The organism is Corallococcus sp. AB011P, from assembly GCF_003611605.1.
Taxonomy (GTDB): domain Bacteria; phylum Myxococcota; class Myxococcia; order Myxococcales; family Myxococcaceae; genus Corallococcus; species Corallococcus coralloides.
Map to the genome: position 1 here is coordinate 1048851 of NZ_RAVX01000002.1, position 17818 is coordinate 1066668.

The following is a 17818-nucleotide window of genomic DNA, read 5'->3' on the forward strand; positions in this document are numbered from 1 at the left end:
CGCGGCAGGCTGACATGGCCAGGGCCCCCCTGTCCCGCTCCGTCACGCCCGCTTCCCCACCAGGGGGCCAATGAGCGCGGCCAGAAGAAACGATGGGTCCGATCAAAACGGAAATCGCCCCGGCGCCAGCAGGCACCGGGGCGACTTGCGCACCACGTCCCAGGTCTTCTTGCCTCAGTGCACCGGCGCGGGCTGCGACGCCGGGAACTCCGGACGCGCGGGAGGAGGAGGCAGGGCGGGCGCCTGACGGGGCGGAGCCAGGGCGGGCATGCGCTTGGACACGTTGTGGGTGATGAGCCGCATGTTCCGGCCCCCCTGGGTGAAGAACGTGTAGCCCCAGTTCAGCATCACGAAGAGGCGGTTGCGGAAGCCAATGAGGTAGGCGATGTGCACGCCCGCCCAGACGCACCACGCGGGCAGCCCCTTCATGCGCCACTTGTCGAAGAGCAGGCCCACCGCGTAGCCGCGGCCAATCACCGCGAAGCTGCCCTTGTCGTGGTAGCGGAACGCGCGCAGCGGCTTGTTCGCCAGACGGTCGCGAATCGTCTTCGCCACGTGCCGTCCCATCTGCATCGCCGCCGGCGCGATGCCCGGCACGGGCTTGCCGCGCTGCTCCGCCGCCGCCACGTCGCCAATCACATACACGTCATCCAGGCCCGGCGCCGTGAGCAGCGGCGTCACCTTCACCCGCCCCGCCCGGTCCAGCGGCACGTCCAGCGAGCGCACCAGCGGCGACGCCGCCACTCCCGCGCCCCACAGCACCGTGCGCGTGGCGATGCGCTCGTCACCGAACGTGACGCCCTCCGCGTCGAGGTCCGTCACCAGGGCCCCGGTGCGCACCTCGACGTGCAGCTTCTCCAGGTCGCGCTTCGCCGCCTCCGACAGTTCCTCCGGGTAGGCACTCAGCACGCGCGGCAGGCCCTCCAGCAGGACGACGCGCGCCTGGCGCGTGTCGATGCGCCGGAAGTCCTTCGGCAGCGAGTGCCGCGTCATGTACGCCAGCGCCCCCGCCAGCTCCACGCCCGTGGGCCCCGCGCCGATGATGACGAAGGTCATCCACTCGCGCTGGCGCGCCGGGTCGGGCTCGCGCTCCGCGGCCTCGAAGGCCGTCAGGATGCGCTCGCGGATGCGCACCGCGTCGTCCAGCGTCTTCAGGCCCGGCGCCACGTCCGCCCACTCCGGGTGCTTGAAGTACGAGTGCGACGCGCCCGTGGCCACCACCAGCGAGTCGTAGGGAATCTCCCCGCCCTCCACGACGAGCACCTTGCGGCGCGCGTCCACCGACTTCGCGTCCGCGAGCAGCACCTCCGTGTTGCGCGAGTGCAGCACGCTGCGGATGGGCGCGGAGATGTCCGCGGTGTTCAGCACCGACGTCGCCACCTGGTACAGCAGCGGCTGGAAGAGGTGGTGGTTGTAGCGGTCCACCACCGTCACCCGCACGTTGTCCGCCTTGCCCAGGGCCTTCGCGGCCTCGAGCCCGCCGAAGCCCGCCCCCACGATGACCACGTGATGCCTGCTGTCCCGGTCGCGTTCCATGGCGGAAAAGGTGCGGACGCATGACGCGCCCGGCCAGCACCGCATGCCCCTCGCCTGCCCGGCGGCTCATGGATGGACGCCCGGCCGCTCCACGGCCGGGCACCCGGGCCAGCCTGCGGCGGCTCAGCCCGCCTTGGCGGTGCCCTTCGCCTGGTGCCATGCCGCGAGCACTTCCTTCTCGCGTTCAGCGGACAGGCCCGCGCGCAGCTTCTCCTGGCGGTCCGCCGGCAGCGCGTGGAACCAGGTCAGCGTGTCGCGCACGGTGTCCGCCAGCGACCGGGTGACGAGCCCCGCCTGCGTGGCCTTGGTGATGCTCACCGCGCCGATGCCGCCCTCCGGTCCGGTGCGCGGCACCCACGCGGGCATGTCCCCGAAGGCCGTCACCTTCTGCTGATCCAGGAACGCGGTGTCCACCCAGGTGAAGCGCGCGTCGCTCCCGGTCGCCTCACGGAGGGTCTCCAGCATGCCCTTCATCATCATGGGCTGGACCGGGCCGGTGACGTTGAAGATGCCCGTGCTGCGGCGCTCCACGTTCCGGATGATGAACGCGGCCAGGTCGCGCGCGTCGATGACCTGCACCGGGTCCTCGCCGTCGCCGGGGGCCAGCACCTCGCCGCCCTTCGCCACGCGCAGCGGCCAGTAGGTGAAGCGGTCGGAGCCGTCATCCGGGCCCACGATGAGGCCGGGGCGGATGTTGAGCGTGCGGCCGGGCAGCGCCGTCTCCGCGGCCTTCTCACAGAGCGCCTTGAGCGGGCCGTAGCTCGTCTCGCCCACCTCCTCCGTGGTCTCGTCGGGGATGATGCCCACCGCGTCGGACTCGTTGAGGTTCTGCTTCGTCATCTCCTTGTAGACGGAGATGCTGGAGATGAAGACGTACTGCTCCACGTTGGGCGCGAGCAGCTCCGCGGACGCCTTCACGATGCGCGGCACGTAGCCGGACGTGTCGATGACCGCGTCCCACTTGCGGCCCGCCAGCGCCTTCAGGCCTTCGCCCTTGTTGGGGTCCCGGTCGCCCTGGAGCTTCTCCACGTCCGGGAACAGGCCCGGGTTGGACTTGCCGCGGTTGAAGAGCGTGAGCGTGTGGCCGCGCGCCTGCGCCACCTGCACCAGCGCGGGGCCCAGGAACCGGGTGCCTCCCAGGATGAGGATGTTCAGGGGCTTGCCCGGGGCGTTGTCGTCACCGGTCGCCGAGCCTGGGCCCGCCTTGGGGGACGACGCACAGCCCAACACCTGGACCGCGCCCAGCGCGGCCGCTGCTTGAATCACGCCTCTTCGGGTCAGCTTCATGCCGTGGTTCCTCCAGGAAGGGTTGTCTGCGGAAGGGTTTCAGCGGCGCGCGTGCGTTGCTGACGCGCCAGGTACAGGGCCACCGCGAGCCACAGCGCGGCCACGGGCACGGCCGCCAGCGACAGGCCCGTCATGCCCAGGCCCAACGCGGTGAGCCCGCCCTGCAGCCACGCGCTCAGCGTGTCACTGCCGCGGTACACCACCGTGTCGATGAAGCTCTTGGACTTGTAGCGGGCCTCGCGGTCCACCGTGGTGAACAGGATTTCGCGCGACGGGCGCTCCAGCGCGTAATGACTCGCGCCCCGCAGCGACTTCACGGCGATGAGCACCGCCAGCACCGGCGCGAACGCAAGCACGCCAAAGCCCACCAGCGTGAGCACTGGCGCCACCGCCATGGCCACGCCCAATCCCAGACGGGAGATGACCCGCCCGGTGACGAGCGTCTGGATGGCCAGCGTCAGCACCTGCACCCAGAAGTCGATGTCCGCGAACGCCGCCGTGCGCGACGCCGCGTCCTTCGCCAGGGACGCGACCAGCTGCACCTCCTGGTAGTACAGGAACGTGGAGGTCGCCGCGTACAGCAGCACCTGCATCCCCAGCGCGAGCAGGAACGGCGACGTCACCAGGAGCCTCAGGCCCGCGAGCATCCCGCCGCCCACCGGCCCCTCGCGCGTGGCGGGCTGATGCTGCACGTCCCTGGCCCAGTGGCCCAGGCGGCGCACGCACTGCGCGCTCACCTCCAGCATCACCGCGGACACGAGGATGAGGTTCACCGGCCCCACCGGCTCCGCAAGTCTGCCCACCAGGAACGGGCCGACAATCATCCCCGTGGTGCCGCCCGCGGCGATGAAGCCGAAGAGCCGCTTGCCCTGGTCGCTGGCGAACACGTCCGCCATGAAGCTCCAGAAGATGGAGACGACGAACAGGTTGTAGACGCTCAGCCAGACATAGAAGGCGCGCGCCACGGACTCCTTCGCCACGCCCCATTTGAGCAGCGCGAAGAAGACCAGCAGGTTGACGAGGAAGAAGCGGTAGACGCGCGGCACCACCACCCGCCGGGGGTAGCGCGCCACCAGCGCGGAGAAGACCGGCACCGCCAGCAGCATCACGAGGAAGGTGACGGTGAAGAGCCAGGGCAGGTGCTTCACGTCCCCGGCGGTCCCCATCTCGTTGCGGATGGGCCGCAGGATGGCGTAGCCGCACATCAGCGTGAAGAAGTAGACGAACGCCCCGCGGACCGCCCCCACCTCCTCGTCACGGACGTCCACGAAACGCTTGAGCATGATGGCGGCGCCCTCAACGCCACGGCTGGCAGGCTATTCCCTGCCTGCCAGCCTGTGGAGGAAAGTGGCTACCGGGCCTTGAGGATTTCACGCACGGTGGCCTCCACGCGAGGCATCGCCTCCTCGATTTCGGCGACGGAGGTGGCGCCCACGGAGAGGCGGAACCAGCCGGTGTCCTCCGCCAGGCCGAACGCCTGGAAGGGCACCATGGCGAAGCGGGCCTTCTCCAGGAGGCGCTTGCGGATGGCGTCGTTGGTGGCGAGGCCGTCCTTGCCCACCACGTCGAAGCGCACGGTGAGGTAGATGGCGCCCTGCGGCGCGATGGCGTCCACCGGCAGGCCCGCGTCCTTCATGCGCTGGAAGCCCTTGTAGAGGGCCTCCAGGCGCTGGTCGACGCGCTGGCGCATCGTCGTCAGGAAGGACTCGGTGGCGGGGACGTCGTCCAGGTAGCGCGCGGTGGCGACCTGTTCGGCCGTGGGGGCCCAGGCGCCCACGTGGCCCAGCACGTCGCGCATGCGGGAGATGAGGGTGGGCGCGCCCACGCCCCAGCCCACGCGCACGCCGGTGGCGGCGAAGGCCTTGCTGATGCCATCCACGAACACGGTGTACGGCGCCATCTCCGGCACCAGCTCCACGGGCGTGACGTGCTTCTTGCCGAAGGTCAGCACCCAGTAGATGTGGTCGTACATCAGGATGAGAGGCTTCTGGCCGCGGCCCTCGCGCGCGCGGTTCTCCTCGACGATGCGCTGGCAGATGGCGCGCAGGGCCTCCGGGTCCAGCATGGTGCCGGTGGGGTTGAGCGGGCTGCACAGGCACAGCAGGCGCGCGGACGACAGGTGCGGCTCCAACTGCGCCAGCGTGGGCATGAAGCCCGCCGCCGCGTCCGTGGTCACGACCACGCTCTTCGCGCCCAGCATGTGGGCGTAGTGGTTGTTGTTCCACGACGGCACCGGGTAGACGACGACGTCCCCCGGGTCGAGCACCGCGCGGTAGGTGGCGTAGATGACGGGCCGCGCGCCGCCCGCGATGACGATGCCCTCCAGCGGGTACTTCAGCCCCAGGGAGCGCTCGTAGAAGCGCTGCACGGCCTGGCGCAGCTCCAGCACGCCGTCGGACGGCGGGTAGTTCGTCTCACCGGCCTGGAGCGCGGTGCCAATCTGGTCGCGCAGGCCGTCCGGGACGGGGAACTCCTTCGGGCTGAAGTCCCCCACGGTGAGGTTGCACACCTTGTTGCCCTTGGCCACGAGCTCGCGAATCTCCGCGGCGATGCGGAGGATTTCACTGCCCACGAGCCCACGCACCATGGAGCCCACGGTGGTGTCGTCGGGAGAGGGACGCGGGAGGGAGGTCAGGTCGAGGGCCATGGTGCGGAACTCTCCAGTGCGCGAGGGGGGCCGGGCGGACCCTATACGCAACGGCGCTGGGAAGGCGCATCTTCCATGGTCCTGGGGAACGCGGTGTGCGAGGACTCGGGATGTCCCCGGCTGACGGGGTTTGACGGGAGGAACCGGATGCGCCTGCGACAGGGGTTGTACGTGGTGGGAGTGGCGTTGGGACTGCTGGGCCAGGGCTGCCAGAAGCAGGAGCCCCAGACCGTCCCCATGGATGTGCCGGCCGCGCCCCCGCCCGCCAAGACCGTGCCGCGCGAGGGCCCGGCCGCCACCGCCCCGGTGGTGCACCAGGTGCTGGACGTGAAGGCAGACGCGGGCAAGCCGGCGTCCCCGGCGGAAGCCACGTCGGACTCCGGGGACGCGGCTTGGGCCACGGCGACAGTGCAGAAGCCGCGCGGCGAGCCCCCGGCCATCACGCTGCGCTCGGTGCGCACGGGGACGCACGCGGACTACGACCGCACGGTGTTCGAGTTCGACGGGCCGCGCCTGCCGGGCTACCAGCTGGGGTACGTGAAGACGCCGGTGCAGCAGTGCGGCTCCGGCGATGACGTGACGCTGCCGGGAGAGGCCGCGCTGGAGGTGCGCTTCACGCTGGCGAGGGCGCACGACGACCAGGGGCAGGCCACGGTGGCGCAGCGCACGCTCAAGCCCGCGCTGCCGTCCCTGCTTCAGCTGGAGCGCGTGTGCGACTTCGAGGGCGAGGTGACGTGGGTGCTGGGCACCGCGCGCCGCGCCCCGTTCCGCGTGCTGGAGCTGACGAACCCCACGCGCCTCGTGCTGGACGTCCAGCACTGAGACGGCGGGAGGCGGCTACTTCCTGGGAGGCTGGGCGCGCTTCTTCGCGATGAGGTCGCGCGCGTCCTTCTCCGAGTCCGCGAAGTCCACGTCCACCGTCCACTTGCCGGTGAAGTACAGGGCGAGCATCAGCGCCTTGGCGCCCGCGCGCTGGAGCGGGCCCGTGCCCAGGTAGACGTGGCCGCGGAACCACTCGGCCTTCGCCTGCGCCACCAGCAGCTCGCGCGAGTCCTTCTCGATGCTGGAGGTCGACACGTCGGAGATGACGAACACCGGCCCGTTCTTCGACACCTCCTGACAGATTTCCAGCACCTTCTTCGAGTCCTCCAGCTTCGAGGGCCCGTTGAACTTCATCACCAACAGGTCCGGCTCCTCGAAGAACGCGCGATGCGCTCCGAACTCCCACTCACGATGATTCGCCACGCGGTCCCTGCCTCACACAGATCAAGAATTGCGCAGACCCGATAGCACCGAGAACGGTGATTTCCAAGGAGACTGAGGAGACCCGCTCTGTGTGAAGTGAAGCCCCCTGAGGGTGACAGCGACCGCTCAGGTCGGGTCGTGCGCGACGTCTGTCTTGGCTGACCCGGGTCGAGCACGGGCACGCCAGGCCGAAGGCGTGACACCGAAGCGGGTGCGGAAGCGGCGGATGAATTCAGACAGGTCGCCAAAGCCACACGTGAAGGCGACGTCCGCGATGCGCTCACCGTCCGTCCGCAAGCGTTCAGCGGCGAGTGTCAGGCGACGGCCCAGGATGTAGCTGTAGGGGCTCTCTCCCACCACCTTGCGGAAGGTGCGCAGGAAATGGTGGCGACCCATGCCCAGCTCTTGCGCGAGCACGCTCAGGGAAAGGGGCTCCACGAGCCCGGCCTCCATCAGCCGGAGCGCTTCCGCCATGCGGCGCTCCTCGGTGGCGGTGACAGGCCGGGCTGTCCCTCCGTGGATGCCACTCAGCGCCGCGCCCGCCATCCGCAGCGCCAGTTCCTCCGCGCCGCGCGAGCCAGGCTGCTCGGCCAGCGCCTGGACGTCCGCGATGAGCGGCGCGAGCCGTTGGAGGGGCGGCAGCCTGTGCTTGGGGAAATCCGTGCGAGTTACCCCGGACAGGTCCCTGGCCACCTCTTCCATGAGCTCGGGCTTGAAGTGGAAGGCGATGCAGCGGTCACCCACGCCGTGCTCGTGCCCGCAGCAGAAGGACGTGTGCTGTTCCCCGAGCAGCAGCGAGCCGGGCGTCAGCAGCACGCGTCCGTTCCGGGAGCGGTAGGTGAAGCAGCCCGACAGGACGGCGGAGATGGACACCCAGGTGTGCTGCTCCTCGAAGACGGGGTCCTCCGGACCGGAGCGGCAGAGGATCTCGCTCACGCGCCATCCGTCCCCGGAGGCCAGCCGGCGCACCGTGGTCAGGTCCACTTTCCCCAAGTCGGCCACGGTCCGTCCTTCCATCCTGCCCCCGCAATTTCAACGGGGTGACCGAATCATGGCAACGGAGGCAACGGCAGTCACGCGGGAGCTCATCTGGCGGCGCGTGATGGATGAACTGGGATTCGAGCATGCACGCGTGCGGCGAGGCCAGGAGGGCACGGAGCTCTCCGGCTTGATCCTCGTCGCGGAGCAGGGTGCTCCGCTGAGGGCGGAGTATTCGGTCGTCTGTGACAGTGCGTGGCGCACGCGCCGGGTGAGCGTGACGCAATCGTGGCGCGGCGAGCACCGGACGCTCACGTTGGAGCATGACGGGGAGGGCCACTGGAGGAAGGACGGCCGGGTCGCGGAGGAGCTGAAGGGCTGCACGGACGTGGACCTGGGCTTGAGCCCCTCCACCAATGCGCTGCCCATCAACCGGCTGCGGTTGGGCGAAGGCGCCAGCGCGGAGATCCGCGCGGCGTGGGTGAGGTTTCCCGCGCTGGAGGTCGTGCCCGCGCGGCAGGGCTACACACGCGCGGGCCCCACGCGCTACCGCTACGAGAGCCTGGAGAGCGGCTTCAACGCCATGCTGGACGTGGACACGGACGGGCTGCCCATCGAATACGCCGGCATCTGGCGCAGGCTCGCGGAAGGGCCCGCCGCCCCCGTGTCCCCGGCGCAGGCGTTCGTGGAGGCGCTGGTGAGCCCAGGCCCTTCGAGCGAGCTGGGCGACGCGGCGGCCACCTTCGGATGGTTGGTGGGCGGCTGGGCCGGGACCATCCAGGACCATGACCCGGACGGGAGCATCCGCCAGAGCCAGGGCGAGTGGTGGTTCCACTGGGTGCTGGAGGGACGGGCCCTGCAGGACGTGTTCATCGTGCCATCGCGGCACGCGCCCGCGCAGTCAGGTCCCGGGGCGAACAGGCGCTACGGCACCACGGTGCGCTCGTTCGACCAGGCTGGAGGCAAGTGGCAGATCACCTGGATCAGTCCCACGGGGGGCGCCATCAACCGGCTGTCTGGAGGACGGGATGGGGACCGGCTCGTCCTGCTGGGCGAGCACCACGGAAAGCCCATCCGCTGGAGCTTCTCCGACATCGGACCGGACCGCTTCACCTGGCTCGGGCAGATCCAGGAAGCGGATGGGCAGTGGAAGCTCCAGTCACGCTTCGACATGCGGCGCATCGACTGAGCCCCCAGCCACAGGCGTCCAAAACCTGTCCGACTGTCGGACAGGTTCGTGCCGCACGCTCTCGCCGGGCGCGACTCACAGCACGCCGCTTCGCAGTCGGGCCGCGGCGCCGTCCAGTCGGGTCAGCAACTCCGCGTGGCGGGCCCGTGCCTCGGCGCCCCCCGCGCGCAGCGCCATGGCGAGCACCTGCGGCAGGTTGAGCGCGGCCCCCACGCGCAACCGCTGCTGGTAGTGCTCGGCCCAGTCCGTCGGGATGCGCAGCGACCAGTTGCGCGCGTCCACGGAGCCCGGCGCGTTGTACGTGTCCGGCATGCCCAGCAGGTCCGCGAAGAACACCATCACGCTGCGCGCACGGCTGGCGAACAGGTCCGCGAACTTCGCCTGCGCGAGCAGCCCCGGATCCTGCGCCAGCTCACGCGCGAAGGCCTCACGCCCCTCCGCTTCGGGGTGCAGACGCTCCGCGAGGTAGTCCGCCTGGGCGCGCAGCGCGTGCTTCCACTGCCATTCGGAGACCAGCCGCCAGAGTGACTTCGTGTCGTGGTTGCCCACCATCACCCAGTCCTCGGGGGCCACGTTCTCGCTGCGGTACACGTCCGCCGGGTTGTTCAGGTCCGCCTTCTGCGTGACGCGGAAGCGGCCCAGGCCATCGCGGGCCATCACCCGTGACAGCTCATACGGCAGCGTGCTCAGCACCTCGCACAGCACGTCCTCGCGGGCCCGGCCGTGCGCCCGCGCCGTGCGCACCACGGAGTCGAAGAGGATGGCGTACCGGGCCACCTGCTCCTCCGTGAGCCCCGTCACCCATCCATCCGCGTAGCGAGGCACCGAGCGGTTCAGCTGCTCCGGAGCCACGATGGAATACGGCGCCAGCGCCGGGTGATCCGGCAGGTCCGGCGAGGAGAACAGACGCGCCCCACCCTGCACCGCGCGCAGCGGATCCGCCGAGCCCGCGCGGTACACCCACGGACACACGAGCCCGTGCGGATGGTCGATGCGCAGGCCGTCGTACTCGGAGAGCATCTTGCCCAGCCGCGCGTCCATGTAGCTCAGCACCGGCCCGGGGCCCGAGCCGTCCGCAGCGACGTACTGCTCCGGATCCAGCACCGGGTAGTTCCACGGCTGGCCCTCCGGGTTCGTGCGGCTGGGCGGAGCCCCCATGAGGTACGCCCCCAGGAACAGCCCCTGCCGCGCCCACGTGTCCCGAGGCGAGAAACCAATCTGGAGGTCCCCGTACAGCTTGAGCCCCCACGCCCCCGCACGCTCCCGCAGAAACCCATGCTGCTCGTACACGAGGAACTGGCGGAAGGCGTACTGCTCCACCGCCTCGGCTTCGACGGTGAGCAACTCCCGGATGCGCGCCTCCGCCTGCATCACTTCGCCGGCACGTGGCGCGAACAGGCGCCCATCCAGCGAATCCGCCCAACCGCGCCAGTCCTCCGGCGTGTGATGCCGGGCGGCGAGCACGTCGAAGAGCGCATCCCGTTCCAGCCACTCCCGGTTCTCCATGCGGAAGTCCGCGAAGCGGCGGACCAGCGCGAGGATGGACGCGGGAGCATCCACGCGGTCCCGCTCACGGCGGAACGTGTCCCAAGCCTCCTGGAGCGCCTGCGCCTGGCCCCGGCACGCAGAGGAGTACCGGACCTCTGGCCCCCCGTCCTCGGGCACTTCGGAGACCAGCCGCGCCAGGGTGTCAGGCGACAGCAGCACGCCCCACGGGCCGTGCGGATCCGTGAGCGGCGCGAGCGCCACGTTCAGCGTGTTGCGCGAGAACAACGTGCCGTCATACGGCGACGGGTTGTACGCGGTGGTCTGCCCCTGCGGCCCCAGCTGGATGCCGGTGAAGCCCAGGTCCCGGGCGAAGGCGAGGAAGCGCGCGGCGCCCTCGGAGTACGGAGAGCCGCGCCCCAGGTCCTCTCCGGGGAGGCCCGGGAAGTTGGGGTCATGGATGCTCAGGACCCAGCGGGTGACACCCAGTGCGTCCAGGGCTTCGGTGACGAGCGAGCGGTGCGAATCGGGCAGCGGGGACAGGAGCTCCACACTCCCGACCCTATGGCCCTCCGCGCGATGCGCCAACCGTTCCTTGAGGGTGACGCGATCATCTTCTCCGCGTCAGTCCTGCCGGGCCTGAGGCTGGGGCCGGGGCTCACCGCCGCCGTGCGCCGGCCCGTGGGCCTGGCCGCGCGCCTTGAACACCCGGCGCAGCTTCCCCGTCATCCACGCGCGGCCATCCGTCAGGATTTCATACACCGTCGGAATCACCAGCAGCGTGAGCAGCGTGGACGTGATGACGCCGCCAATCACCGCGCGGCCCAGCGGCGCCCGGAAGTCGCCGCCCTCGCCGTGCCCCAGCGCCACCGGCACCATGCCCGCGATGAGCGCGAAGGTCGTCATGATGATGGGCCGCAAGCGGATGCGTCCCGCTTCGATGAGCGCCTCGCGCAAGGGCATGCCCTTCTCGTGCTGCCACTTGGCGAAGTCGATGAGCAGGATGGCGTTCTTCGCGACGATGCCCATCAGCAGGATGACGCCGATGAGGCTCATGATGTTCAGCGTGTCCCCTGTCACCACCAGCGCCAGCACCACGCCAATCAACGACAGCGGCAGCGACACCAGGATGGCCAGTGGATCGATGAACGAGCCGAACTGGATGACGAGGATGAGGTACATCAACATCACCGCCACACCCAGCGCCAGGAACACCCGGCCGAACACCTCCTGTTGATCCGCGGACTCGCCGCCCGTGGACACCTCGTAGCCCGGAGGCACCTTCACCGCCTCGAGCCGCGTCTGGATGCCGTTCATCACCTCCGACAGCGACCGCCCCGCTACGTTCGCCTGCACGTTGATGACCTTCTCGCGGTTCAAGTGATCGATCTGCGCCGGGCCCACCGTCTGCTTCACCGACGCCACCTGTCCCAGCGGCACCACCACCGGCGCGCCCGTGGCGCTGGTGCCCACCACCAGCGGCAGCTGCGACAGCTGGGACGGGTTCTCCCGGAACTGGGGCGCCAGGCGCACCATCACGTCGCGCGTCTCGCCAATGGGGTCCACCCAGTCGCCGGAGTCCAGGCCCGCGAAGGCCGGCCGCAGTGACTGCGCCACCTGCCCCACCGTCACGTTGAGCTGGCCCGCGACACCGCGGTTCAGCTCCACCTCCAGCTCCGGCTTCTCGCCGCGCGTGGACAGCCCCACGTCCACCGCGCCCGGCACCTGCTTGACCTCCTTCATCACCTGCTGCGCCAGCTGGTTGAGCCCCTTGGACTCCGGCCCGCGCAGCTCCAGCTGGATGGACTTGATGGCCCCGCCAAAGCCGCTGGTGAACACCGACACGTTGGCGCCGCCCACCGCGAGCAACTCCTGACGCAGCGTCTTGCCCAGCACCTCCTGGCTCGCCTTGCGCTCCGTCTTCGGCTTGAGCCGCACGTACACCAGCGCCTGGTCCACGCCCGGTGAGCGCAGCGGCAGCGGCACACCAATGGTCGTGTACGTGTACGCGACCTCCGGGTGCTGGCGCGTGAGGCGGGACACCTCCTCCACCTTGCGCCGCGTGTAATCCAGGCTGGAGCCCGCAGGCGTCTCCACCAGCATCTCAATCTCCGCGCGGTCGCTCACCGGCACGAAGCCCGCGCCGCCGAAGACGCCCTGCAGCGCCACCGCGCCCACCAGCGAGCCCACCGCCAGCAGCACCATCGCGAGCCGGTGGTCCAGCGCCCACGCGATGACGCCCTTGTAGCGGTCCGCCTGCCGGTCGAACCAGTGGTTGAAGCGCTCCAGCCCTCGCGAGATGAAGTTGCGCCGCTCGCCCTTCTCCACCTGCGGGTCGGGCCAGTACGCGCTGAGCATGGGGTCCAGCGAGAAGCTCACGAACAGCGACACCAGCACCGAGCACGCGATGGTGAGCGCGAACGGTTTGAACCACTGCCCCGCCACGCCGTACATGAACGCCACCGGGACGAACACCGCCACGATGGAGAACGTCGTCGCCGCCACCGCGAGGCCAATCTCGTTCGTGCCCTCGCGCGACGCCGTGTAGTGGTCCTTCCCCATCTCCACGTGCCGCACGATGTTCTCGCGCACCACGATGGCGTCGTCGATGAGGATGCCGATGGCCAGCGTCAGGCCCAAGAGCGACATCGTGTTGAGCGTGAAGCCAAACGCCCACACGCTCACGAACGACGCCAGCACGGACACGGGCAGCGCCAGGCCCGTAATCACCGTGGAGCGCCATGAGTTGAGGAACAGGAACACCACCAGCACCGTGAGCAGCGCGCCTTCAATCAGCGCCTGCTGCACGTTGATGACGGAGTTCTCCACGCGCGTGCCCGCATCGCGGACGATTTCCAGCTTCGCGTTGGCGGGCAGCCGCTGCTGGAGCGTCTTCACGCGCTCGCGCACGCCGTCCGCGACCTCCGTGGTGCTGTGGCCCTTGGACTTGATGACCTCGATGCCCACCGCCTGCGCGCCGTTGTAGAGCGACAGGGTGCGCGGCTCCTCGGTGCCGGCGAACACATCCGCCACTTCCCCCAGCCGCAGCGTGCGTCCGTTGCGCTCCGCGATGGGCACCTGCGCGAAGTCCTCCGGCGTCTCCAGCCGGCCCTTGAGCCGGATGGTGCGCTCCTGCAATTCGGTGTTGAGCCGGCCCACCGGCGCCGCCAGGTTCTGCGCTTGGAGCGCCGCCACCACCTGCGCCACCGACAGGCCCGCCGCCTGGAGCGCCGCGGGCCGCACCTGCACCGTCATCTCCCGGTCCACGCCGCCCACCACCGTGGCCTGCGCCACGCCCGGTACCGAGCGCAAGTCGCCCACCACCATGGGGTCCGCGATGAGCGACAGCGCGGGCACGTCCAGCGCGTCCGAAGTCAGCACCAGCGACACGATGGGTTGGTCCGCCGGGTCGAAGCGCGTGAGGATGGGCTCCTCCATTTCCTGCGGCAGGTCCGCGCGCTTGCTGGAGATGGCGTCGCGGATGTCCTGGGACGCCTCCTGGATGTCCTTCTCGAAGTCGAAGAAGACCGTGAAGTTCGCCAGGCTGTCCGTGGAGCTGGACGTCGTCTTCTTCCCGTCCACGCCGGAGATGGCGAAGATGGCGTCCTCGATGGGCTCCACGATTTCGCGCTCTACCGTGTCCGGTGAGGCCCCTGGGTACGCGATGGTGACGTTGATGACCGGCTGCTGAACGTCCGGGAATTCGTCCGTCTCCAGGTTGATGAGCGCCACGATGCCGAACACGACGAGCGCCACCATCGCCGTGATGGTGATGATGGGGCGCTTGATGGCGAAGTCGGAGATGAACACGGACGACTCCTGCGGTGCTTCTTCAAGAAGTGGAGACGCCTGGCGCTACTTCGCGGGTGCCTGGGCCGGAGGCGTGGGAACCCCAGCCGCCGCCGGAGCCTTCACCGGAGCCTGTCCCGGGCCACTGCCGCCGGACGCGCTGCCCGCGCCGCCCACGCCCTGCTGGGCTTCCGGAGGAGACGCCGGCCGCTGCTTCTTCGGCCCTTCCGGCCCGGCGGTGAGCTTCACGGGCGTGCCGTTGGTCAAATCGCGCGCGGAGCCCAGCAGCACCACGTCCCCGGCCTTCAACCCCGAGCGCACCTCCACGGTCTGCGCCACGTCATCCCGCAGGCCAGTCATCACCGCCACCTGCTCCACCTTGCCGTCGGAGATGCGCTGCACGGTGGGCGGCTCCTGGCGCGTGTCCAGCGCGTCCACCGGCACGGCCAGCGCCTCCTTCGACTGGGACGCCACGCGCCCCAGCGCGAACAGGCCGGACAGGAGCGTCTGCTCGTTGTTGGGGATGCCCACGTAGATGCGCACCTGGCCCGTGGCGGGATCCACCGCCGGGTTGATGCGCTCCACCTCACCCTTGAAGGCGCGGCCCTCGTAGCCGTTCACGCGGAAGTCCACGGGCGTGCCCACCTTCACCTGGCCCAGCTGCGCCGCGGGCACGGAGGCCTCCAGCCGCAGCGTCGCGGGGTCCACCACGACGAAGAGGGGCGCGCCCGGCTGGACGATGTCGCCCGCGTTCACCTGCCGCTCGCTCACCACGCCCGTGAAGGGCGCGGCCACCTTCGTGCGCGCCAGCTGGTCCTGCGCCAGCTTCAGCCGCGCCTGCGCCTCCGCCAGCTGTCCCTCCGCCTGCGTCCGCGTGAGCTGCGCGCGTTCGAAGTCGCGGCGGGTGATGACGCCCTGCTTGACCAGGGTTTGATTGCGCTGCTCATCCGCCTTCGCCACCTGCAAGGCATTGCGCGCCACACGCAGGCTGGAGCTGGCCGCCAGCACCTGCTCGCGCAGCGTGTGTTCCTCCACGCGAGCCAGCAGCTGCCCCTCCTTCACCGTCTGGCCCTGGTCCGCCATCACGTCCAGGATGCTGCCCCCCACCTCCGCGCGGACGCTGGCCAGCCGCCGCGCCTGGAGCGTCCCGGAGATGACGGGCCCGTTCTCCAGCTTCAGGGGCTCCACACGCACCACGTTCTCCGGCCCCAGCGACACCACCGTGGGCGCGGTGGGCGCGGCGGCCTCCTCGGAGCGCTGTCCGCAGGCGCCAGCCAGCCAGACGCCGGCCAGCACGGCTCCCCACCGTGAACCCGTGCACCGGGCTCGAAGACCCGCTGTCTCTTCGGTGCGTTCCACGGCCTGCCTCCCCGGCCCCCAGGGGCCATTGGCCCTGGAGTTCCACCCGGGGGCGTCCCCGGGGCCGGGTAAACGTGGTGCCGCCTCCCCGGCCGGGGAAGTCGTGCCACCACCGGCCGTGAACCTGGAGAACACGCCCGGCCCGTCCCCCTGACAGGCGGGGAGGCATGCGAACGGCGCCTGGACAGACGACGGCCTCCGTCCCAAGCGAAGGGACGGAGGCCGCTTTTTCACATCCGGGCGAGGCTCAGTGGACGCTCGGCGCGGCGGTCACGAACGCCGTGGTGAGGCAGCTCTGGTTGGCCATCTGGTCCAGGAACGTCTGGCGCGCCAGCACCTCGTTGAAGGTGCGCACGGGCGTGCCGTCCGCGCGGTCCGGCACGGTGAGCGCGCCGCTGAGGAACGGCGACAGCGCTCCGGTCCAGCTCACGTGGGTGAAGTTCGTGCCCAGCTCGTCACCGTGGCAGCCGTCGCAGGTATTGAGTGAGAAGACGTGCCGCGCCTGACGGTTGGGGATGACGGACGCCGGCTGGCTCCAGAACGGCGGGGTGGCCACGGGGTTCGTCACGACGGCGCGGCCCGAGCGGAAGGTGCCGCCGGCCCACGGCAGCGGGACGGAGTACGTGCCCGCGAGGATGGGCCCAGTGTTGGCGTTCACGTAGGCCGGGAACAGCGTCGTCTGCCGGGTGCGGTCCGGCGTCTGGGCCACGGTGTGGCTGTTGAGCAGCCCCAGCACCGGCGGCGGCGTGGTGGAGTAGGAGTTCGGGTTGATGGAGCCGTTCCAGAGACGGAACTCACGCAGCTCCCAGGGGCTGGCCAGCCAGTCGTCGTTGGTGCGCACCTGGTTGATGGAGCTGCGGTTGGGCTTGCGCGGGGACAGGTCGCGCTTGGCGAACTGCTCCGTCAGGGCCTCCAGCGCCGCGTTGTACGACGCGCTGCCCAGCGGCAGCCCGGACAGGGCCTGCCACTGCTGCGCGTAGGTCTTGATGGCCGCGCAGCCGTTCTTGTCCACCCCGTACTCCAGGATGACCAGGAAGGGCACCGTGTAGCAGCTGCTCCCCGTGCCCGTGGTGGCCGCGAAGATGAAGCGCCCCTCGCCCGCGCTGCCAGCGCCGTAGGCCGGGTTGCTGCCGGCCAGGTCCAGCCGGTTCACGATGGCGATGAGCTTGAACGGCGATCTCGCCAGGTTCAGCTCACCGGAGGCCAGCTTCGGCCAGGGGCCGATGAGGTTCCCCGCGATGGACGTGCGCGGCGGATTCACGAAGCCGTTGATGGTGCGCGGCTGCTCCCACTGCCGCAGCCACTCGCGCACGAAGGTGGAGGGGGCCACGCCCGTGAAGGGCTGGTTGGCCATCTCCGTCATCAGGTAGTTGAACGTCCACTTGCCGGTCGGGTTGCCCACGCCGGTGCACGGGTCATACGTGCGCGTCGTGTCGTTCACGACAGCGGGCGCGCGGATGATGAGCGAGCGCGCCGGGTCCACCAGCGACGCCAGGCCAATGGGCTGGATGGGCACGGGCTGGCCCACCGGGAACTGCGTGCTCAGCGCCGTCACCGGCACGGTGCGCACCAGCTGGCGGTTCTCGAACACGGCCGTGGTCAGCTGCGTGGGCGACTGGGATTGCGCCTGGGCAATGCGCTGCTGCTCCGCCTGGAGCGCCACGAAGTCGAACGTGCCGGAGGCCGTGAAGAGCAGGTCGCCCGCCACCGCGTCGCCACCCTGGCCGTTGTCGCGGAACGTCAGCTGCTGCGCGCCGTCCGCCATCGTCAGCGTCCCACCGCGGAACGCCTCGTTCTCCGTGCGCCTCGAGTCCAGCTTCAGCTGGAACACCGTGGCCGTGCTCTTGCTGGCCGCGCCCTGGGGAATCGCGAACAGGGACTCCACCACCGGACGCGCCTCGTCCCCCTCCAGGGCCTGCAGGGTCGTACCGAGCGCCACCTCCAGGTTGCCGGACGGGTCCACGGCCTGGGCGGAGGAGTCCGCCTGGGGCGCGGAAGGCGCGGGAGTCTCCGGGGCGGGCTGACCACAGCCCACCGCCAGCGACGAGGCCAGGAGCGCGAACGGCAGACGCTTCCGGGAATGCTTCCACAGCAGGGACAGCTCAGGCTTCATGGGGTGTGCTCCACTCACGACGGGGATACCGCGACGACAGGCTCGCGATGGGGCACCCTCCCCCTCACCGTGCGCGGAACCCCGGACACACCGGTCCCGTCCCCCTCCGTGAATGCGGAAAACGCCCCATGCCCCTCCGGTCCTTGCGACACGGAGGCGAATGGAGCGTTCTCATAACATGAAACACTGA

Annotated in this window: 12 protein-coding genes; 2 read left to right on the forward strand and 10 right to left on the reverse strand. The window is 70.1% G+C overall.

Annotation, left to right across the window (positions count from 1 at the left end; genetic code table 11):
- Positions 1–174: 174 nt before the first annotated feature.
- The 4 genes from D7X30_RS09540 to D7X30_RS09555 all read right to left on the reverse strand — a co-directional run bounded on the left by D7X30_RS09540 (position 175) and on the right by D7X30_RS09555 (position 5470).
- Positions 175–1506, reverse strand: a complete 1332-nt coding sequence (locus D7X30_RS09540; protein ID WP_120562506.1) for an NAD(P)/FAD-dependent oxidoreductase — start codon at positions 1504–1506, stop codon at positions 175–177.
- Between the two features lie 153 nt (positions 1507–1659).
- Complete coding sequence (locus D7X30_RS09545; RefSeq protein ID WP_120562507.1) at positions 1660–2823, reverse strand: NAD-dependent epimerase/dehydratase family protein; 1164 nt, start codon at positions 2821–2823, stop codon at positions 1660–1662.
- The gene (locus D7X30_RS09550; RefSeq protein ID WP_120562508.1) at positions 2820–4106 is read right to left on the reverse strand and encodes an NTP/NDP exchange transporter; all 1287 of its coding nucleotides are present in this window, start codon (positions 4104–4106) and stop codon (positions 2820–2822) included. The genes D7X30_RS09545 and D7X30_RS09550 overlap by 4 nt, the downstream gene beginning before the upstream one ends.
- Positions 4107–4174: 68 nt before the next feature.
- Positions 4175–5470 (reverse strand): pyridoxal phosphate-dependent aminotransferase, encoded by a 1296-nt coding sequence (locus tag D7X30_RS09555; RefSeq protein WP_120562509.1) that lies wholly within the window; start codon positions 5468–5470, stop codon positions 4175–4177.
- Positions 5471–5617: 147 nt separating this feature from the next.
- Between D7X30_RS09555 and D7X30_RS09560 the strand changes: the two genes are divergently transcribed.
- The gene (locus tag D7X30_RS09560) at positions 5618–6292 is read left to right on the forward strand and encodes a hypothetical protein (RefSeq protein WP_233591479.1); all 675 of its coding nucleotides are present in this window, start codon (positions 5618–5620) and stop codon (positions 6290–6292) included.
- A 15-nt stretch (positions 6293–6307) separates the two neighbouring features.
- On the opposite strand, the gene D7X30_RS09565 is transcribed toward D7X30_RS09560, so the two are convergent.
- Together D7X30_RS09565 and D7X30_RS09570 are read right to left on the reverse strand one after the other, a co-directional pair.
- Positions 6308–6715, reverse strand: coding sequence for a hypothetical protein (locus D7X30_RS09565; protein ID WP_120562511.1), 408 nt, complete (start codon positions 6713–6715; stop codon positions 6308–6310).
- A gap of 126 nt (positions 6716–6841) precedes the next feature.
- Positions 6842–7717 carry an AraC family transcriptional regulator gene (locus tag D7X30_RS09570; RefSeq protein WP_158619222.1) on the reverse strand — a complete coding sequence of 292 codons (876 nt, stop codon included), beginning with the start codon at positions 7715–7717 and terminating at the stop codon, positions 6842–6844.
- Between the two features lie 49 nt (positions 7718–7766).
- Here D7X30_RS09570 and D7X30_RS09575 point away from each other — a divergent pair, with 49 nt between their 5' ends.
- Positions 7767–8882: a putative glycolipid-binding domain-containing protein gene (locus D7X30_RS09575; protein WP_120562513.1), complete on the forward strand. Its 1116-nt coding sequence runs from the start codon at positions 7767–7769 to the stop codon at positions 8880–8882.
- 75 nt (positions 8883–8957) lie between these two features.
- Here D7X30_RS09575 and D7X30_RS09580 read toward each other — a convergent pair whose 3' ends face one another.
- The 4 genes from D7X30_RS09580 to D7X30_RS09595 form a co-directional block, all read right to left on the reverse strand.
- Positions 8958–10919 (reverse strand): 4-alpha-glucanotransferase, encoded by a 1962-nt coding sequence (locus tag D7X30_RS09580; protein WP_199724215.1) that lies wholly within the window; start codon positions 10917–10919, stop codon positions 8958–8960.
- Positions 10920–10991: 72 nt separating this feature from the next.
- Entirely contained in the window at positions 10992–14177 is a 3186-nt protein-coding gene (locus D7X30_RS09585; RefSeq protein WP_120562514.1) for an efflux RND transporter permease subunit, read from the reverse strand.
- A gap of 45 nt (positions 14178–14222) precedes the next feature.
- A complete protein-coding gene (locus D7X30_RS09590) occupies positions 14223–15515 on the reverse strand; it encodes an efflux RND transporter periplasmic adaptor subunit (RefSeq protein ID WP_120562515.1) in 1293 nt (430 codons plus the stop codon).
- A gap of 247 nt (positions 15516–15762) precedes the next feature.
- Entirely contained in the window at positions 15763–17628 is a 1866-nt protein-coding gene (locus D7X30_RS09595; RefSeq protein ID WP_120562516.1) for a hypothetical protein, read from the reverse strand.
- Positions 17629–17818: the final 190 nt, after the last annotated feature.

Excerpts from the sequence above, each read along its gene's own strand:
- D7X30_RS09595 (WP_120562516.1), bottom strand. The coding sequence starts at position 17,628 with ATGAAGCCTGAGCTGTCCCTGCTGTGGAAGCATTCCCGGAAGCGTCTG.
- D7X30_RS09575 (WP_120562513.1), top strand. The coding sequence starts at position 7,767 with ATGGCAACGGAGGCAACGGCAGTCACGCGGGAGCTCATCTGGCGGCGC.
- D7X30_RS09545 (WP_120562507.1), bottom strand. The coding sequence starts at position 2,823 with ATGAAGCTGACCCGAAGAGGCGTGATTCAAGCAGCGGCCGCGCTGGGC.
- D7X30_RS09560 (WP_233591479.1), top strand. The coding sequence starts at position 5,618 with ATGCGCCTGCGACAGGGGTTGTACGTGGTGGGAGTGGCGTTGGGACTG.
- D7X30_RS09555 (WP_120562509.1), bottom strand. The coding sequence starts at position 5,470 with ATGGCCCTCGACCTGACCTCCCTCCCGCGTCCCTCTCCCGACGACACC.
- D7X30_RS09550 (WP_120562508.1), bottom strand. The coding sequence starts at position 4,106 with ATGCTCAAGCGTTTCGTGGACGTCCGTGACGAGGAGGTGGGGGCGGTC.